Raw genomic sequence first — 19272 nt, 5'->3', positions numbered from 1 at the left:
ATTTTCGTTTATTATTATGTTTTACAAATTGATTCTCACACCGGCAACAAACGAGGCGCTTTGCGGCAGCTGGCCACAGTCTATGCCCTGCCCTATGACAGATGTCGTGGCAGAGAACTCAGGGTCGGAACCGAGATACTTACTCAGCGTCAAAAGGTTGTTGCCCTGTATCCAACACTCGAGGCCTTGTATGTACTGCGAGCTAATTGGCAGGCGATAGCTCAAGGTCACTGTTTTCAAACGAAGATACGAACCGTCTTCAATCCAACGGTCACTGAAACGCGAGTTGCCCATAGGATCCTGGAACACAACCTTCGGCACGCTTGTCACCTGGCCTTCTGACTGCCACCTGCCAAGCAGGTTGGTGGTCTGGTTAATGAAACGACTGCCTGCCTCCAACTGCGAACGCATATAGTTGTAAACGTCATTGCCCAGACTGTAATTGAAACAAACATCAAGCCTGATGTTCTTATATGACAATGATGTGGAAATATTGCCGAAAATATCCGGATTGGGGTCGCCGATAATGAAACGGTCGTTCCCATTTATCTCGTGGTTTCCATCCCTGTCGACGAAAATCATGTCGCCGGCACCGAAATAATGCTTAGTCACGCCATTGGCGTCAAGAACATACAATCCGGCTGCCTTTGCCTGCTCTGACGTTGAATACACGCCCTCGGTCTTGTAGCCGTAGAACATATTGACGGGCGAGCCAACCTCCGAACGTATTACTGCACCATACATCTCGTTGTCAATGTATGTCTTGTTGTCAGGCAACTCGGTCAGCTTGTTCTTATAGTGCCCCATGCTGGCACCTACTTCCCACTGCCAATTGCGATTTGAGATGACCTTGACCATTGCAGCTACATCAAGCCCTACATTCTCAAGCTTTCCGCCATTAGACCAGTTGGAGTCGAGGCCAGACAAGAAACCGATGCTCTGCATGGTCAGCAGGTCGCTCGTCCAGCTCTTATATAGGTTGAACGACAACGACAGACGGTTGCTGAGCATTTTTGCATCGAGTCCGATATTGACGCGGCGCGTGGTCTCCCACTTAATCTGCGTATTGCCAATGCCATCGATAGACAAGCCCGACAGGGCATGGAGGAACAGTTTTGACCTCAGGTAGCTGCGCGCGGCATAGTAGTCGATGTCGTCGTTTCCGCTGACATCGTAACCTGCCGACAGGCGCAAATAGTCGAACACCGAGGATTTGGCCATCCAAGGCTCGTTGGTCACCACCCACGATGCCTGCACCGACGGGAACACACCCCATCTGGCACCGAATAGGTCTAAACCGGAAGCCTCGCTTCCGAAACGAGACGAACCTTCAATGGTGACATTGCCCTGCAGGAAATACTTGCCCATATAATCATAGTTTGCCTGCAGATACCAGGCCAGGGAGTTCCAATTGTCTTTAGTTCCAAACGAACTGGCATTCATAAGGCTGGAACTCATGAAAGGAGTTTTGTCGCTGCCGGTGTTGTATCCCAACTGATTGTTGAGCAAATACGACTCCCACAAAATGCGGGCACCACCAAACAACTCTACGTTGTGGGCGTCGTACCTATTATGCCAAGACAAGCGAGTGTCGCTCATGACCGAGTTTTGCTTTGAGAAAAGCGAACGCACCTCATTGGTCCTGAAGCCGTTGACGGCGGCAACGTAGTATGACGGCACACCATTGATAGGAATATAGTATTTCTCATTAGTGTTTACCAATGTATAGCTAAAGTGCTCGCTTATCGACAGATTGGGCGAAAAACGGTATTCGGGCCATACTGATATGTTTAACAGCGAATTTTCAAAGCGGTTCTTGTTTGAAGCCTCAGCATACTCATTCAAGGCTACGGGATTGGCAAGTTTCCAGTTGTAATCAGGATAGTTGGCCAATGCCTCGTCCAAGTAGCTCTCGGGAACAATATCGAGATGCGAATCGGATATGACACCACGGCCGAAGGCGTAGGGGCTGAGGAACGGCGCCTTGGCATAGGCCAGGAACGCAGGCGACGTTGGGGTGCCTTCGCTATAACCGGAAGGAGCGCCATCGTCCCTTATGTCGCGTGTGATGTCGGCAAATGAAGCATCAAACCTCACAGACAGATTCTTGAGCAGGTTGATGTCTGTATTGAACCGAACGTTAAGGCGCGACATGTCGTTATACTCCATGGTGCTGTTCGCCTTGGTATATCCGACCGACAGATTATATGTGGCAACATTGTCACCGCCTTCGACCGTTATGCCGTAGCTCTGAGATATGGCCGTGCGGTATATCTTGTCTTTCCAGTCGGTCTTGTTATGGTACTGGTTGTAATAATAATAGCCTGGATCATTGTTAAGGAACTTGAACTCCCTGTTTTTCGACAAAGTGGTCTTAAGCATCTCCGAGGCATATCCCCTGTACTGCTCGGCATCCATCATGTCGATGAACTTGGGCATGGTGGTCACGCCAGCCGAGAGGGTGGCAGAGATACGTGTTGCCAGGCTTCTGCATCGATGTGTCTCTATCAGTATGACACCGTTGGCACCTTTTGCGCCATATAGCGCCGTCCCGTTGCGAAGCACTGTAACCTTGGCAATGTCTGCCGGGCTTATGTTTGAAAGGATGTCGTTGGTAAACCCGTCATGAATCATCGTTCGGCCATACTGCTGGTCGAGCACAACGCCATCGACAACGACAAGAGGCTGGGCATTGACATTCAACGAATTAATGCCGTTGATAAAGATATCGCCACCTATGCCGGGTGTGCCGTTACGCATTTTGGTATATGCCATTCCGCCCAACTGCTTTTGTATCTCCTCCTTTACATTCAGGGCAGACGTATAGTTGAACGATGTTGCGCTCTTGCCGCCAAACTCATTCTGGTCGTCGCTGTAGTCGGCAGTGAATGACATTGAATGCATTACTGCATCATATTGCCTCTCGCCCTTAAGCAACCCGATGACCACAGGATTGTGTTTCGGCTCTGAAACAATCAACGAACTGGAAAACACCGGGACATAAAGCTTGTAAGTACCATCTTCCTCTGTAAGCGTACTGTAGCCCTCGACATTCATGGCCTTAACCATTGCACCAAACACAGGATTGCCATCGGCATCTGTAACACGCCCCTCGACAGCACGCAGAGTATACTGCCGTTGCTTTGGGGTATCGGATTTCTTCAAGACAACATCTGGTTCATCGGTCTGGGCCAACACATTAGGAGCATACACCAACATCCCCATGCATAGCATTAATGCCCCAGCCGGAACACAATAACGTGTTTTATTATATCTGATATTATTGAGCTTCATTTTGATGTCACTTTATAGTTATGTTAATAAGTTTTATTCTTCATCATGTGGCTTGAAAACAATGCAGTCAATGCGGAGGATACGGTTGAATACGCCATTCCTCACATCAGCGTTGCTTACACGCGTATCGAAGATAATCTTAACCTGCGGCTGCATGTTGTTACCCCATGAACAATATGGCACCTTGACATTCTCTGCCACCAGGAACGTATCTACAGCATCGGGAGTTGTCTGCAACGCCTGCTTAAGCAAAGTCCAGTTAGACTCCTTTGCAGGCTGCTTCCCGTTCTCGTCGTTATAAGCCATCCTGACTCTGAACTTGGTAGGCAGGCGATCAGCTGCAGAAGCCAATGTATCGCCGGCCAAAGCCGGAACTGTTACGACATAAATATCGTAGCCGATGTTTGACAAAACACCTGGAATGTTGAACACTGCCTTTATGTTAGTTGCAGCGCCACTGGCAGGAGATATCTCAGAATAGGATTTGCCGGAAATCTTATCATAAAACTTATTACTTGGCGACACCTTGTAGATGGCCAACGGAGCATTTGTCGAAGCCTGGTCAACGGAGTCGAGGCGCTCATTGTTTTCTCCTTCGGCACGTATAGTCTGGAAGAATGTCTGAGTCTTGTCTATATGCCAATCACCGGCCTTATATATGAGGCCATTACTACATTTGTCTGACGGTGACCCATAAAAGACACCACCCGGCTCGAACGGACGTTCATATTGGTAATACTTGTCTGAACTTGAGCCATAAAAGAAACGACGCAGCACATACGGTACGGCATTTGTAGACATGGCAGAGTCCTTGACCGACTGGTCACTGTTGTTGGTACGACTGAATATCGTTCCACGGAGCAAGGCCATGCGAGCATTGACAAACTGCAACGAGTCACGCTTGTTAACAGACTTGTCGTACTGGAAATATTTCTCGTATTCTGGCACCAAAGCGCTCCACACATCATTGGTAGGAACAACCATCCAATATGTGCTGTCCTCAGAACTGAGACGGGCTTCCAACTCTACAAAAATTTCATTAGTCAATGTCGTAACGGAATCAAGATACTGGGTCTTGCCGTCAACGATATCGCCGGGCACGCTCAATGCCGGCTGGAACTCATACTTATTGAAAGAATAAAGGAAGCGCGCAACCGAATCAAGGTCTGCATCTTTTTCAAGATATTCAAACACATTCGGGGAATATTGCAGCCGACCGTCGACCGTGTACAGGATACCGTTGCCAACTGTTTTGCTTGACGACATCTGTGACCCACCAATAAAACTGGAAGTCAGAGGCAAATACTTGCCGTTCATCATAACTATTGAGTCGTTGCTCAAGCTGGATACGGAATAGTTGTAAAGGGCGATGTGATTTTGGACAAACTCCTTTATTGTCATGTTGTCGTTGTCTTTCACATGCTTGGCTTTCTGCTCATTGTATACCGATATCAGAGCATTTGCATCCTCTGCAGTGAAATAATCATTTGTCGGAGCAAACACTGTAAACATCTGAGAACTTACCAATGACGAATCATACCCGCATGCTTCGATGACGCGTGCGAAATTTGTCAGATTGGGATTGGATGAAACTGCTTCCCACAAGTTTCCGTCATAAGGAGAACCCATGTTATAGTGCTCATCCCAATTATCAGTACATGCCACAATGCTCAAGGCCACCGCAACAGTTCCCAACAACCTTTTGTTTGTTATATTATATCTTGCCATAACTATTTTAATTTTCAATCAATTACAGATCTGTCTCCATTGCACCACTCGACGATATCCCATAAACACTTTTGGGGACAATCTCCAAGTAGTCCATCATAAACTCGTTGTTGTTACCAAGCTTGCTCGACGATGTGCAACGTACGCGGATATAATGGTCTTTCTTCGGGTTGATGTGCACAGTGCAAAGCACGAGCCTGTATGTACGCGGGTTGTCTACAAACTCGTTGATTGTGGAACCGCTTGAATGGTAGCCACCGTAGGCACCACGATAATAACCGAGGTTTTTAAGCATCTTCTGGTCTTCAGCCTTCTCCTCATCTGTCATGTCTGCCCACTTCTTTGTGCCGAACTGGTCGCCGAGTATTGTCTCGTCAGACAAGCGCTTACGCATGTCTACAGGTATGCCCTGGGGCTTACCATCGAAGTAGATTTGTGCAACGCCACGGGTATCAAGGGCACAGAATCCCAGGCGAATCTGATACTCACCTTCGTATGGCACCGGAGGCAATCGGAATGTAAAGTCATAGTCGCCAAACAGATTGAATTCATCACCTTCGTACGACCAGAAGTTCCAGTGAGGGCGACGGTATACAAGCACTCCGTTACCTTCCATGGTCACATTGTCAAGATAGCCCTTTGGGAACCAATAATTCTTTCCGTTCTTAAATGTCTGGTCGGCTTTAGAACTTTCATCATCCTTTGTCGGGTCACCGTTAAGACGCATGTTCATTGTCATCACTTCGGGGAAGATAGTGGAAAAGTCCATCCTTATCCTGTCGTTCAGCACCTTCTCCTGAGTGTCCTTATTGAAGGCAATGATATCGTCAATATAGAAATACCGCCCATTGGGTGCATCCTGCAGATAGTCGGCCTCGACCGTGGGCTGGATTTTACTGCCATCAATGGAAAACTTGTCATCTACACGGCGGTTGATGTATCTTTGCCCACGCTCAGAATTCCCCATATATTCGCGCACCGTGGCCTGCTCCAGCTTCATCATGGTGCGAGGCATCAATGTTTCATACCAGTCGCAAGGATTCATCTTGTCTATCTTAATGCCTATGGCACCATCCACTATGCCGGAGTGAACCTCTATCGGAGTAAGCTTGTTCCACCCTATCACGTCGCGCGTGAGTATGTGGTAGGCCATAAACATATTGAGAGGATTATTCCTGTCTGTGATCTTGTCAAAGCCATAGGCTGCCTTGTAATCATCGTCGTCGGCAAAAACAGGGTCATAAATCATGCATGCAAGGTCATAAAGAGCCCTTACCATGCCGTTGGATGTGGAAATGCCGTATTCCTTGAACTTTTTCTCATACAAGTCATCAGGCTCGACAAAAACAGTAAAACCATACTTTTTCTCCTCAGGAGCGACAGCTATCTCGCGCCAGAAATCAGACGTGTATGAATATGTTCCATATTTCGAACCGTCATACGACTCGTCTTTCGTCTTAATGAGTGTGTCACGCAGGCCGGTGGCAACAAGACCTTCGTAAAAGATGCGTATCCTGTCATTTGCCTTCAAAACATCAGATATTGAACTGTTGGAATTCTCAAGCAAGACATCTATCGGGTGGATTATTCCGTTTTCTACAGAATCGTCTTTCAGTTCGAAAATGATGTTTGACATACGGTTGAGTTGTACGACAGAGTTGTCGTTCTTGTCTACAGTATGAGTAATCTGTATGTACCTCTTGTTCATGTTGGCAGTATTCAGCGTACCGTCGTTCATGTCAATAGTCGCATACATGTTATTGACAAGATGCGTGCGTGCGATGGTGTCACACTGTTCCAGGGTAAGATCCTTTACACTATTCAAACCCTTCTTGTTCAAATAGTTTTCAACCACCTTGTTTGAAGGAAGGAAGCATGTATAGTGGCCGTATGCCGACAGCAAATCGGTCATGCCAGCCTGGTCGACAATGTAAGCAAAGTCGCTGTATTCCGGCCTGTTCCTGAAATAGTCGCTCATCATCTCACCTGTAAATGTATAGAAATTCTCATCATCAGGTTCGTCAGAGCAACTTACGGTAGCCATCCCGGTCAGTGCGCATACGACACCGACAAATATGTATTTTAGCCGCTTCATAGAATTCTCCATTTTACATTTATGTTGATACCAATCTCAATTATTCTTATAACTATTATTCTCACCACTACCGAAAGCAGGATTCTGATGCAAATTCTTGTTCACTTTCAACTCGTCTACATTATATGGCCAAAAGATGGCATCAAGCTTTCTGAACTTGTTTTGTATGGCAGACGTATTGGAGGTAAATTTCTGGAGCACCTGTGTGCTGAGGAAATTTGTGTTACCATCCCTGAGTGAACGACGGACGAGGTCATACCACCGTTTTCCTTCAAACATCAATTCACGCTGGCGCTCCTGCATGACGAGCAACTCTATTTTCTCCTTTGTGTTGTAAGCTGTAGCCACAAGCGTATCTTTAATCTGGCTTAACGGCTGGCACAAAGAACGCTTGTTGACCGCATTTACCAAAGCAAACGCTTCGTTGTAGTAACGCTCGTCTTGTTCCGTAAAGGTTTCATTATTGCTTATCAACTGAGCCAAAGCCTCGGCTTTTAGGAGCATTATGTCCGACAGGCGATATATTATCCAGTTGGTCTTAACTTTGTTTTCCGGGAAAAAGCCACTCACCGTAACCTCAGCCGTACCAGAAGAAAAGTTAATCTGCGACAGCGTGTGCGCATACTTTATTATAACATTGCCACGCATGATATTTTCATACGCCCGCGCATCATACTTGTTGTTGAACACGGCAAAGGTCTTAGACTCCATGTCATCGCCTATAAATGACGATGCTGATGCGTATCCCATGATGCCGGAGTTCTTGGAGTTGCCATAGCAAAGACTAACGGCTCCGTTAGATGGCATGTTGTCATCTGGCATGAAGGTCAGCTCAAAGATACTTTCGGAACTATTGCCTGTACCGAATATCTGGTTATAGGCATATCCGAAAGTAGACATTGAGCTGTTATAGTCGGTTGGAATCAGAGGGTAGCCGTTGGTTTTTGCATAGTCATCATTGACCATGCCGCCATTGGCTTCTTTAGCCTGCTTCTTCATCCTGTCGATGACAAGATCAGCGTAACGTATGCAGTTGTTATAGTCTTTCTTCCATAAATACATCTCGCACAACATGGCATAGATGGCCATCTTGGTAATGCGCCCTGTCTGATAGAGGCGTTGCGCCGAACTTGCCTCTGGGTATTTCTCAACAGCGTCGTCTTTTACTCTCTCAAGGTCGCCAATGAGGGTGTCGAGCACAACATCAAACTTAGTGGCAGGCAAATCCATCTTCTGGTTATCATCTATAAACGCCTCGGTTGAATACGGCACGTCACGGAACGTGCGTATCAAATAAAAATAGCAAAGCGCGCGCAATGCCGTAACTTCTGCAATGTCGGCCTTTAGCTCACTGTCGCTAAAGTTCGGGTCTTTCTTTGCAACGCCCGGAGCATATTTTATCACCGTGTTGCACCTATTGATGATACTATAAAAGCCGTCCCATGTTGTATAGAAGTTTGTTGCAAGGATGTTTTCCTTGAGGACATTCTCTATGTTCAAATCCTTGTCCAGGTTCTGCCCTCTGGATATGTTGTCGCTCCTGAACTCTCCCCATATCATCATGCGGAGCATCAGGTTGTTTGACTGCATGCCAGAATAACAGCCAGCGATGATACCGTCAACGTCGGCCTTCTCATTCTAGAACTTCTCTAATATTATTTCGTTCTGGGGCTCGAGTTCCAGAAAGTCGCCACAAGACGAAAGTCCTGATGACATAACGCCAGCAGCGAATACGCCCCAAATTATATTTTTTATTCTCATAACATCTTTCATTTAAAAATCAACAGTTACACCTAATGTATATGAACGCGTACGTGGCGTTTGTGCGTTATCTATAGCCGGGTCATATCCCCAAGCGCTTATGTCAGGGTCGACGCCAGTGTACTTTGTGATTACAAAAGGATTGTTTGCGCTGGCATACAATGATATACGGTTTAATCCCAGAGCTTTCAGCTGTTTCTTTTCCAACGCATAGGAAAGCTGGAAATAACTGGCGCGCAAATAAGATCCCGACTCGACAAACCGGTCGCTGACCAAAGTGTTATAGTTGGAAGTCTCACCAAACATTGCCCTCGGTATCGACGTCACATCGCCTTCCTTGCGCCATCTGTAGTTCACTGCCTGGCTCTGATTGTCATTTCCAGTCATAGACTCAGCATGAAGTCGGGCCATATTCAATATCATATTACCTACACGGTAAGCAAACTGGGCTGTAAAGCGCCATTTGTTGTATGTCAAGGTAAAGCCAAACCCTCCGACAAGCTTGGGCAATGAGCTTCCAAGGTACACAATGTCGAGAGCATCGATATTACCGTCATGGTTTATGTCTTCATATATTGCATCTCCACCGGTGAATGGATAATTCTTGCCCGTGCCATCATTATTATAGTTGTAGCGCATGCGCAATGGGTTGCCTTCAGAGTCAACAATAACCTGGCCTTTTGAATTGAAGGCTACAGGAGCTGTCTTACCGGAAGCCAGGAAGGCAGCACGCTGCTCTTCATCGAGATCCTTGAATGTCTCATAATTATATTGGTAGACACCCTTGTACCTGAAGCCATAAATGGCTCCCTGGGGATTGAACAGCTGAACGCGACGCAACCACTCACCATTCTTATAGGCAAAAGTTGAATTGAGCGACTTGAGCACATATTCGTCCATTTCAAGTATCTCGTTGCGGTTGTTGCCAAAGTTGGCATTTACGTCCATTATAGCCTTTCCGAATTTTATCAGCCTGTTGGTGTTTACGTGGAACTCCCAACCGACATTGCGCATCTTGCCACTATTGTGGTAAGGCACTGTCACGAAACCGCTGTTAGACGGTATGCGATAATTCTCAAGAAGGATGTCTGATGTGGTGGAACGGTATGTCTCGATGGCCATGGTCAACTTGTCATCCCACAAACCAATATCAACACCCAAGTTGTAACTTGACGTTTCCTGCCAACGCAAATCGGTAAGGCGTATGTTTAAAGGGTACATAGTCTGCATGTCGATGTATTTGTTTCCCGAAGCATATTTACTTGTATACAGGTAGTCAATCCTCGGTGCCGTTCCCACACGTCCCCAGCTCGGACGCAACGAAAGCATTGAAAGCCATTTGCGTGCAGGCTTCATAAACTCTTCGTCAGATATATTCCACCGCAGCGACAATGCCGGGAAATACCCCCAACGCTTGTTGGGGCCAAACTTCGTGGTGCCATCGGCACGCATAGAGAAATCTGCCATATACTTGCCTTTGTATGCATAATGCGCAGACAAAGTGAAATACATGGTGCGCGACTGTGAATATGATGATGCCAGACCCGTATTCACTCCGCCGGCATCAGGGCTTTCGATGCCACCAGAAGGAAGTAGCTTGGCTCCGTTAGACTGAGAGCTATTTGTGCCCGAATTCAACTCAAACCGCCCCATCATGATGAGAGAGTGATCCATATTGTTGAAATGCGGAGTAAACGTGAGTGTCTGCTTCGTATTAAAATTCACGCTCTTCAAGCTTGACGAAGAAGCTGTATTGACACCATTGTCCCACGATACGGTTTTGAGTTCTGCTGGATAAAATGAATCGTCGTATTGATTATATACACTCATCAACACACTACCACGCCAATCAAGACGTGTGTGCTGATCATCCGTACCAAGAAGGCGATAGTTTATCACCAGTTCGGGCACAAGGTCGTATGTACTCCTCGTCTTCTTGGCCAAGTAGGCACTTGCCACCGGGTTTACCAAGTCCTTTTGATTCTTGTCGAACACACTTGACGCAGATTGCAACATTTCGTAAAAACGGTCAGTGTCTTCACCAGTCACCGGGTCTTGCTCGTAAATGCTCATGTTGGGCATCTTCTTCATTGCAATAGCCAAAAGCCCATCGCTGTTGAATTTTGTCTTCGTGTAAGTAAGCGCAAAGTTAGTTGAAACGGTTATGCGCTCGCTGACATAATAGTCCAAGGCGACACGGGTAGAGAACCTGTCAAGGCCTTGCTTGATGACAGCTCCTTTCTCTGTATCATAGCCGCCACCAATACGGAATCGCGCTTTTTCACCTCCTCCGGTTATCGATATATAATGGTTCTGACGCCACCCGATTTGGGTTACGGCATCGCGCCAATCGGTATTATTGTTATATTGCTCGTACTCCGAAAAGGTTGGGTCGTAGTTGATTTCCCTGATGCTCTGGCTTCTGTTATCATCCTGGGTCGGATTGAAATAGCTTTCTTTGAGCATCATAGTGTAGTCATCGCCACTGAGCAACTCATAACCCTTGGGCTGCTGTGTTGCGGTAAGTTTGAAAGAATAAGACACCCTTGGAGCCCCCATGGCGCCACGCTTGGTAGTTATCTCAATTACACCATTGCCACCTTGGCTACCGTAAACGGCTGTGGCTGCAGCGTCTTTCAACACCTTGATGTCTGAGATGTCTTCAGGATTTATGTTCAGCAATTCAGAAAATGTTTCATTGCTTGCCGAAGCCAGGTCGTAGCCGGTCAAATCGACGCTGCGAATGTTGCCGTCGATAACGATAAGAGGGTTTGAGTCTGTCAGAGACGACAGAGACGAAGCGCCACGCAAACGTATTGTAGAGCCCGCACCAAGGTCACCGGAATTGCCCACGATGTCGAGACCGGCAATACGCCCTTGCAGAGCCTCGTCAACAGAAGTGAACGACAAACCTTCAAACTCTTTCATGTTGATGCTCTGGCTGGCGTATGAAATCTCTCGCTCGGGCACAGCAAGGTTATTGCCACCAACTCTTTTCTTGGAGGTTACAGTAACTTCTTTCAATTGTGTGGCATTGCCAAGTTTCACATTATAAACAGTACGGTTGATAGGCATTGTCTGCGGTTTGAGACCTACATAGCTGAAACGTATCTTGTTCTTGTCGCTCTTCACTGACATTGTGAAATTACCATTCAAGTCGGTGATTGCTGAATTAATGATACGCCCGTTCACATCAATTTCGCAAACGGTTGCACCCATCAACGGCCCCATTTCGTCGGACAATGTTCCATGAACAGTTGTTGTTTGCGAGAAAGCCGGAGAGCTTAACACAATAAGAAGCATCGAGAGTATGACCCGAAGCAAGCTATTGGTTGTGCGACGCATCTCTCGTGCCTGCATTTTACAATTATAGTATTCCATAAAATTATCTCCTCCTTAATTTTGCATTCGATATTTCATTCTTCCACAATGTCTTCTGGCTATTGCTATAGAACAATGGTCCGTCTATCTGATGAACCACGGCATCGGCCGAAGTATACAGAAGTTTGTTGTAGCCAGAACCTGACACCCAATACTCGCGGCAGATATTATTATAAAGGCCTGTGTTTTTAACAACTTTGCGGACATTTCCTGTCAAGTCGGTTATATTCAGCCCTTTGTTTGAAACGTCAACCGCAACCGGGTAGTAACGGTTCGTCTCCGCGTTAAGCACCATCGTCTCGTAGTTGTTTTTGAATATGGCAACACCATTCTCGCCTGTTTCAGGCGCTCCGTTCACTGCGACACCATTATCCTGGATATGGTATTTAACGAAATCAAGTATCCTGTTCTTAATCATTGTGCATGCCGCCTTGGCTGCATCGCGTTCTTCTTGCGAAGGCGCATTCTCCGACAGCAAGAACTGTTCGTCGTAATCATCCCACGTGGGCAGAACCCCGTCATTAACCAGCTTGAGTATTGACTCATTCGTTGGAACATAAACAGTATAGTTGTATGTTCCGAACAAACTTATGTTACTGTTGCTATTGGGATTCAGGCAACTGTATTTGTTGTCACCCAGCTTGACGCTGCTTGCAAGTATTATATCGTCCTTGTCCAGATACTGTGATCCTACCAGCAACTTCAAGAACTCCGAATACTCTTCATGTTCAAGAAGTGTCTGATAAACAGATTTGGATGCAGGCATGGGCACTTGGCTGGAAATGCTATACGACTTGCCATTGCCGGTAGTTGACATATCATAAATGGAATCTACCCTGACACTTAAGCCATGCTCCAACTGCCAGCCACCCGATACGGTCATCTGCCCGGGTTTCCCAGCATCGGCAACCTTTACCATGGTGCCATTCTTTGACTTATAATAGCTATATCCGTTTTCTATGTTGCCTACTACAATCATCTGGTTAACTATATCCTTAAGACGATTCTTCACCTGTGCTTCCGGAACGTTCTCAACTATTTTCTGGCCAATAACAATTTCTCCATCATCGCCAATGGTACATAAATAGCGATGTGCCTTTACTTTTTTCTCTCTTAAGTCATAATAGAACTCGAGAAGCGTCTGTCGGGTATCGCCGTATGTACATGGGTCTACATAGGTAAGCATCGACGTGTTTGTTGGCAACATCAGACTGTAATATGAGTCCATTGAATTTAGATATGGGGTGAACTCCAGTTCGTCGATAGCCCAATATATTACACTCATGAGATCCTGATGAATAAGGGCCGGGAACGAAACACTTGAGTATTCCATCGGACTGAACACACGATTAGTCTGGTAAACAACGCCATTGCAACCAATGAAACAACTGTCCACATCAGAGACCTTGACCCCCATTGACACCTTGGCGTCGTTGACAATGGATGAGAATTTTGAAGGTATGGCATCGGTAAAGGTTCCGAGCATATTTACCCTGAGCAACTTTGACAACACCAATTCAGGTATATTATCCCAAGATCCATACTTGTCTTTCAACACTTTACCATCGGCATTCCACCACTTCAGCAAAGCCTCGTTGCTCGGCACCAGCATTGCCCCTGCGTCATAGTGAAGGTCATAACCACTGGTGTTCTCATACATATATTGATTCCAGCCCGGATCAAATGTAAGAGTAGCCGGCACTTTCTCCTCTACAGGATTTCCAGATGTCAACGGATATGCAGTCACGGCAAGCCCATCTTTTCTGGAATCGGCAAAATAACGCAGGGTGAACACGGAGTCGACATCACGCCCGTATAGACGATTATACTCTTCTGTCTTATACTTGTCATAATACGGTGCACTGAAACGGTCAATGAGATGCGACCACAATGACATGTTCGGATGCTGCCTCAATATTTCTGCCATGTTGTCGTAACCCTCAATGACTCCGTCCACCTTATGTATATAACCATTCTTGCAAGTTATGTCACGCTCAACCACCTTTCGGCCTTCAACAAAGGCATCGTTGACCGACGTGGCCTTGCCATTTGTCAAGATACGCACATCTTCATCAGTAAACGCCTGCTTACGCATGAACGCAGGCAATAGGTGAATCATCGGCTGCGACAATCCAGCCACCGAGCCATTGTTCATTATCCTACCGTCCTTAAACAGTATGATATCCTTTTTGTTTTGCTTATACCATGCCCAGGCCGGCATATCCCCATTCATGTCTTCGTGCCTCATCACGTAAATCGAATCAAAGACACTCGAAGAATTAGGACGCCTCATTGCCTTTCCTGCCTCTGGTGGGTCGGCACTTACATTAGACATTAACTCAATGAGATAGGCATTGTTTATCATCGACTTATTGAGGAGCTGTCTCTTTTGTGCGGTCGACAATTGCTCGTACGACCTCACGCCCAATTTGTTTGTCTGAAACCATTGGTCAAAAGCAGCGTCATCTGCAACAAATATTGTCACAGAGCCTGTACGGCTCATCTTATCATGAAACCCCAAGTCATCAATAAGCCTTAACACCGTTTTATAATTGCCATCAGAGTCCAACTCGTCATAAATAGAGTTGCCCAACCACGACGGCTGTCCTGTGAGCAAATCATCCTCACATGACTGGAATAATGTTGCGGTTCCCAACATTAGCCCTATGGCAATCATAGGGCCGAAGGCACCGTGCCTGATTTGTTTGCAATTCATGCTTTTATGTTTTTAGTTATTCTATTATTTTTTGTCCATCCTTGATGTATACTTTCCCATGCATGCCCTTGTTTTGCACTTCGCATCCGTCCAAAGTATATAGCTTATGCTTTTGCACATTAGCTTTTATATTGCCATTCACGGATGAAGGCTCGCCGAGATACTTCAGGGTGAAGTTATCAAAGCAGCACCAATCAGATGCAACATGTTCCATCTTCCTTATACCTATTGTTATCGGCCCAGTGGTGTTGTGTGACAGCCGCAATGCATTTGTATACAAACCGAATTTATTGAAGGCTTCATTTGCCGTTGTTACATTGTCAGGATAAGTATAAGGTGATAACCCATACTGGGTTACACTTTCATCGTATATGCTCATAATTGGTTCCTCGCTGTCATTTGCGTATAACACAGCGCAGGACTTTTCGGTACCGTTAACGTGTGCAGATACCGCATCCGAAACAGAACCGTTACGATAAAAGCTCTGCACACTTACTTCATATTCCCCCTTAGGCATGTTCTCTATGGTCTGTGAAAAATCGAATGATGTATTCCAATATTCAGCAACAGCCCCATTGGCCTGGGTAAAATTGGTTGAAACATTCCAGCCTTTCGCACCGTCCCTGAAGTCTGGGTTGACAAGCAAGGCCGTCATATCCACAGCCTTACCTGCCTCACCCATATTCTTGATATATTCCATGTATATATCCTTGCATTTTATTAGTGCATCGTATGCAGCATTCATCTCCTTAACGTTCTCATCAAACGTTGTAGAGTTACTTAGCGCATTTTGAGCTTTCAATATTGCATCGGCAATAGCGTCGTGCTTACAAGCTTTATAATATGACTCTGCGTCAGGCAATAGCGTCTTTACCCTTTCCCATAACTTTAGATAATCATACTCTTCTGATGATATCTTCAGTATGCTTCCGTGCTGGGCGGCCACACTGCCATTAATCATTGCCGGTGCCCCGACATTCAATCCATGCTCGTCCATGCCGCAAATCTTATATCCGTATCCATTGCCGGAATAATTAATATAAGCCAACATCCACTTGTCTGAACCGATTTGGCGCCATTGGGTCGGAGCCTCTATGGCCTGATTGTTTTCACCATAATGGAAATCAGGTGTAATAGTCCATTGGCAAACTCCGGATGTCTCGTTGGCGGCAGGAACAAGATGTGTGGCTGTTGCCCTGTCAAACCCTGATGTCTTCTCGCATTTATAAAGCATCACATAGTGTTTGTCTACATCATTCCAAACAATATCTGCATCTATGACATCGTAGCCTGGATCAAACAACAACGCCGGGCGACTAAGTACATTCAAATCTTTGTCTATGATGCTATAATATATACGATGTCGGTCTGGAAAGCCAACGCTATAGTACATGACATAATTTCCACTCTCCCTGTCGTATATCACTTGCGGAGCCCAGGCGGCTGTCATCTCATCCGCAGTAATGCCGCCAAGAGCCTTTAGGTTTTCTTCCGACTCAAGGTCAATCTTTACATTTTTCGTCCAGTGCACGAGGTCGGGCGAAAGCATAAGTACCATGATATGGTTGCTCGTCCATCCCAATCGTGACGTCATGTCTGTACCGGCCAACATGAAATTACCGTCATGCATGCGTGTTATGTATGCATCGCGCATTCCTCCGGTAACTGTATTGGCCTTTGTGTCAAAGACCTCTGCCCCACCCAACATATCTTGCCAGTTGTTTCCGTATTTGCTCAATGCATAGCTCGTGTATTCTCCATTTCTGTTCATATGGGCAAAAAGATACGCCCCCATACCCCTGTCCTCTCTTTCATACTCCGGATACGACACTCGAGTTTCTTCGCCAACGGACTCTGCAGCCAGACGAAATACATTCAGCGAATATGGTGGAATGTCCAATGCCACACTTTCACCGTTGTCAACGGCCACAGGCTCTTTCGTGGGAACAATCACATCAGGGCGCTCCATCGTATTCTCATCTGTCCCGGAATCAGCCGAGAGCCTCTCTACGGTTCCGCTTGATATCTTCATGTTTTGCACATTGACATTGAGCCGCTGATTTTCGCCATGCGGGTTGACAACCTTTAGTATAAGCTCTCCATTGCCTTCATCGATTTGCACACTCTGATATAAGGCACGCTCTGTATTAAGGGTAAACGTATGAATCACTTCATTGTCTAACAAACAGGTAACATCGGCACCATTAACACGGACTTCAATATCATACCATTTGTTGCTCTCTATCCTTCCTTGTCTTTCTACTACGGTCGATTTAGTGCCATTAACACATATCTCTACCCCATGCTTCCGGTTGTTCCAACCTCCGATGTTCCACCATGCATAGTTTTTACTATCTTTGAAATTAAACAAGATTAGGAAACCTTCGTTGCCACCGGTCTTCATTGCACGCACCTTATATATATAATTGCCATGCAGAGACATGTCCATAACGGCTGTGCAATTCTCTGAAGATGAAGATTGAACAAAAGTGCCATCGGAAACATTCCAGTTGCCATCGTTCACAATCCAAGCCCCGAGACCACCATCAAAATGGTCTGAGAACATCAGACTACCATCAGAACCATTTACGGATATATCATCAAACGCTACCTGTGTACCCCATGAACCAATTCCAACCTTTACATCACCACTGACTTGAGCCAAAGCATTACCTGTCTCAGTCCACAATAGATTCTGTTGGCCAAGATTCAAATTCATCATTTTTTGGACATAATACGACGGTGTGACAAAATAGTCCGAAGCATTGAAATGAATCATGTCGTATGGCCAACGCGGATCTTTCTCGTGAGTAAATATCGGTGCGAAAGACGCCATCTGGCACACGTCGCTGTTGCGTTCCATACCCAACATGTATATTGCCTCGCCAAGCGCACTGTTCATGTTGCCATACTTACCATACCCACCTCCGTTCGCTGCGTATTCACCATTGTACACAATCGGGAATCTTGGGTAGTTGTCATACTTTCCATAATTGTTACGCATCCATTGGAAATGGCGGTAATAATGCTCGTCAACAATTTCCACAGGATGACTGTTGCCCCATGATGGATTGTCTGTGCCCCATGCCTCTACATTGCCTATGGTCACGATATCCGGGTATTTTGCCTTGATAGCCTCATAAAACAGAATATACCTTTCTGCATACTCCGATTTCTCGCCCGGCGAATAGTTCTCATTGCCTATCTCTACAAACTTCAAGCCATAAGGCTCGGAATGACCGTTGGCAATCCGCTTCGCTCCCCAATAAGTGGTAGCGTCTCCGTTGGCATACTCTATAGCATCGAGTACATCCTGGACAAGAATCATTGTAGAATCGTGTGACAATGAGAATCCATGCCCCAAGCCGATGTTTACAACAAACATTGGGGCTGCTCCTAAATCTTCGCATAACTGCAAGTATTCATCAAACCCCAGGCCATCAGACGACCAATATCCCCAGTTTTTATTATAATGGCCGGGGCGTGCTTCAATAGGGCCGATTGTCTTTTTCCATTGGAAAGCGTTACCATAACTACCCTCTCCTTCTACATAACAACCTCCGGGAAAGCGCAAAAATGAAGGATGCATGTCAGCCAGCAACTGTGCCAAATCGCTACGTAGCCCGTTGGGACGATTATTCCATGTATATGGAAACATTGACACCACATCAATGTCAAGACGGCCATTGGTGCCCGTAAGCAACAGTAGCTGTCCTCTTTCATCTGATTTTGTTGGTGTGATGGCAACATTAAGCTTCGACCAAGACGTGTTGCTGACAGTTCCCTGCAATACACCAGTACCTAAAATTGTCTTTCCGTCATTTGAACGTAGCTGCGCAATCAGCTTGCCAGAATATGCAACATCGCCTTTCACCCACAGTGAAAGGTTGTAAGTTGAATCTTTAACGATGTTTATGCCCCAGAATCCGCTGTTGGCAACTCCCTTCATATTTGATTTCGACGCCCCTAAAACAGTAATAGACAACGCGTTGCGCTGAGAATCATTAAGCAAGCCTTTTGTTTTAAGACGTATTGAAGCGCCATTATACGGAGACCAGTTTGCCATACCGTCTTCGAACGAACGATTGCTTATCAATTCGGCATAAAGCCCACCATCACCAGCATGATTTATCTCTTCAAAGAATAATCCATTATGGTAAGGCCCGATATGCGGCCCACGCCGCGTCGCATCTATAGTCATACAAACTTGTGCAAATGAATGGATGGCAATTGCACAGAGTACTCCCAGAGTTAGAAATCTTTTCATTTTAGGTTTGCGTTGATATATATTAATGTT

7 protein-coding genes are annotated in these 19272 nt (G+C 46.0%); all 7 read right to left on the bottom strand.

The annotated features are described in order from the left end of the window. Nucleotides 1-21: 21 nt before the first annotated feature. Entirely contained in the window at nucleotides 22-3165 is a 3144-nt protein-coding gene (locus tag M3089_RS05440; RefSeq protein ID WP_249082273.1) for a SusC/RagA family TonB-linked outer membrane protein, read from the bottom strand. Nucleotides 3166-3327: 162 nt separating this feature from the next. Beyond that, nucleotides 3328-5022, bottom strand: coding sequence for a fasciclin domain-containing protein (locus tag M3089_RS05435; RefSeq protein WP_249082270.1), 1695 nt, complete (start codon nucleotides 5020-5022; stop codon nucleotides 3328-3330). A 22-nt stretch (nucleotides 5023-5044) separates the two neighbouring features. Next, nucleotides 5045-7129, bottom strand: a complete 2085-nt coding sequence (locus M3089_RS05430) for a fasciclin domain-containing protein (protein WP_249082269.1) — start codon at nucleotides 7127-7129, stop codon at nucleotides 5045-5047. Between the two features lie 24 nt (nucleotides 7130-7153). Next, the gene (locus M3089_RS05425) at nucleotides 7154-8728 is read right to left on the bottom strand and encodes a RagB/SusD family nutrient uptake outer membrane protein (RefSeq protein ID WP_394802252.1); all 1575 of its coding nucleotides are present in this window, start codon (nucleotides 8726-8728) and stop codon (nucleotides 7154-7156) included. Between the two features lie 162 nt (nucleotides 8729-8890). Further along, nucleotides 8891-12223: a SusC/RagA family TonB-linked outer membrane protein gene (locus M3089_RS05420; protein WP_394802250.1), complete on the bottom strand. Its 3333-nt coding sequence runs from the start codon at nucleotides 12221-12223 to the stop codon at nucleotides 8891-8893. Between the two features lie 40 nt (nucleotides 12224-12263). Beyond that, nucleotides 12264-14975 carry a fasciclin domain-containing protein gene (locus tag M3089_RS05415; RefSeq protein WP_249082265.1) on the bottom strand — a complete coding sequence of 904 codons (2712 nt, stop codon included), beginning with the start codon at nucleotides 14973-14975 and terminating at the stop codon, nucleotides 12264-12266. A 16-nt stretch (nucleotides 14976-14991) separates the two neighbouring features. Further along, a complete protein-coding gene (locus M3089_RS05410; protein ID WP_249082263.1) occupies nucleotides 14992-19242 on the bottom strand; it encodes an alpha-L-arabinofuranosidase C-terminal domain-containing protein in 4251 nt (1416 codons plus the stop codon). Nucleotides 19243-19272 lie beyond the last annotated feature (30 nt).

Source organism: Marseilla massiliensis (assembly GCF_023336985.1).
Classification (GTDB): Bacteria; Bacteroidota; Bacteroidia; order Bacteroidales; family Bacteroidaceae; genus Prevotella; species Prevotella intestinigallinarum.
Note: the sequence above shows the minus strand (reverse complement) of the source record. Positions and strands in the feature narration are given on the sequence as shown.

What these genes read in the sequence shown, in the direction of transcription:
- M3089_RS05420 (WP_394802250.1), bottom strand. Translation starts at nt 12,223, where the DNA reads ATGCGTCGCACAACCAATAGCTTGCTTCGGGTCATACTCTCGATGCTT.
- M3089_RS05410 (WP_249082263.1), bottom strand. Translation starts at nt 19,242, where the DNA reads ATGAAAAGATTTCTAACTCTGGGAGTACTCTGTGCAATTGCCATCCAT.
- M3089_RS05430 (WP_249082269.1), bottom strand. Translation starts at nt 7,129, where the DNA reads ATGGAGAATTCTATGAAGCGGCTAAAATACATATTTGTCGGTGTCGTA.
- M3089_RS05435 (WP_249082270.1), bottom strand. Translation starts at nt 5,022, where the DNA reads ATGGCAAGATATAATATAACAAACAAAAGGTTGTTGGGAACTGTTGCG.
- M3089_RS05415 (WP_249082265.1), bottom strand. Translation starts at nt 14,975, where the DNA reads ATGAATTGCAAACAAATCAGGCACGGTGCCTTCGGCCCTATGATTGCC.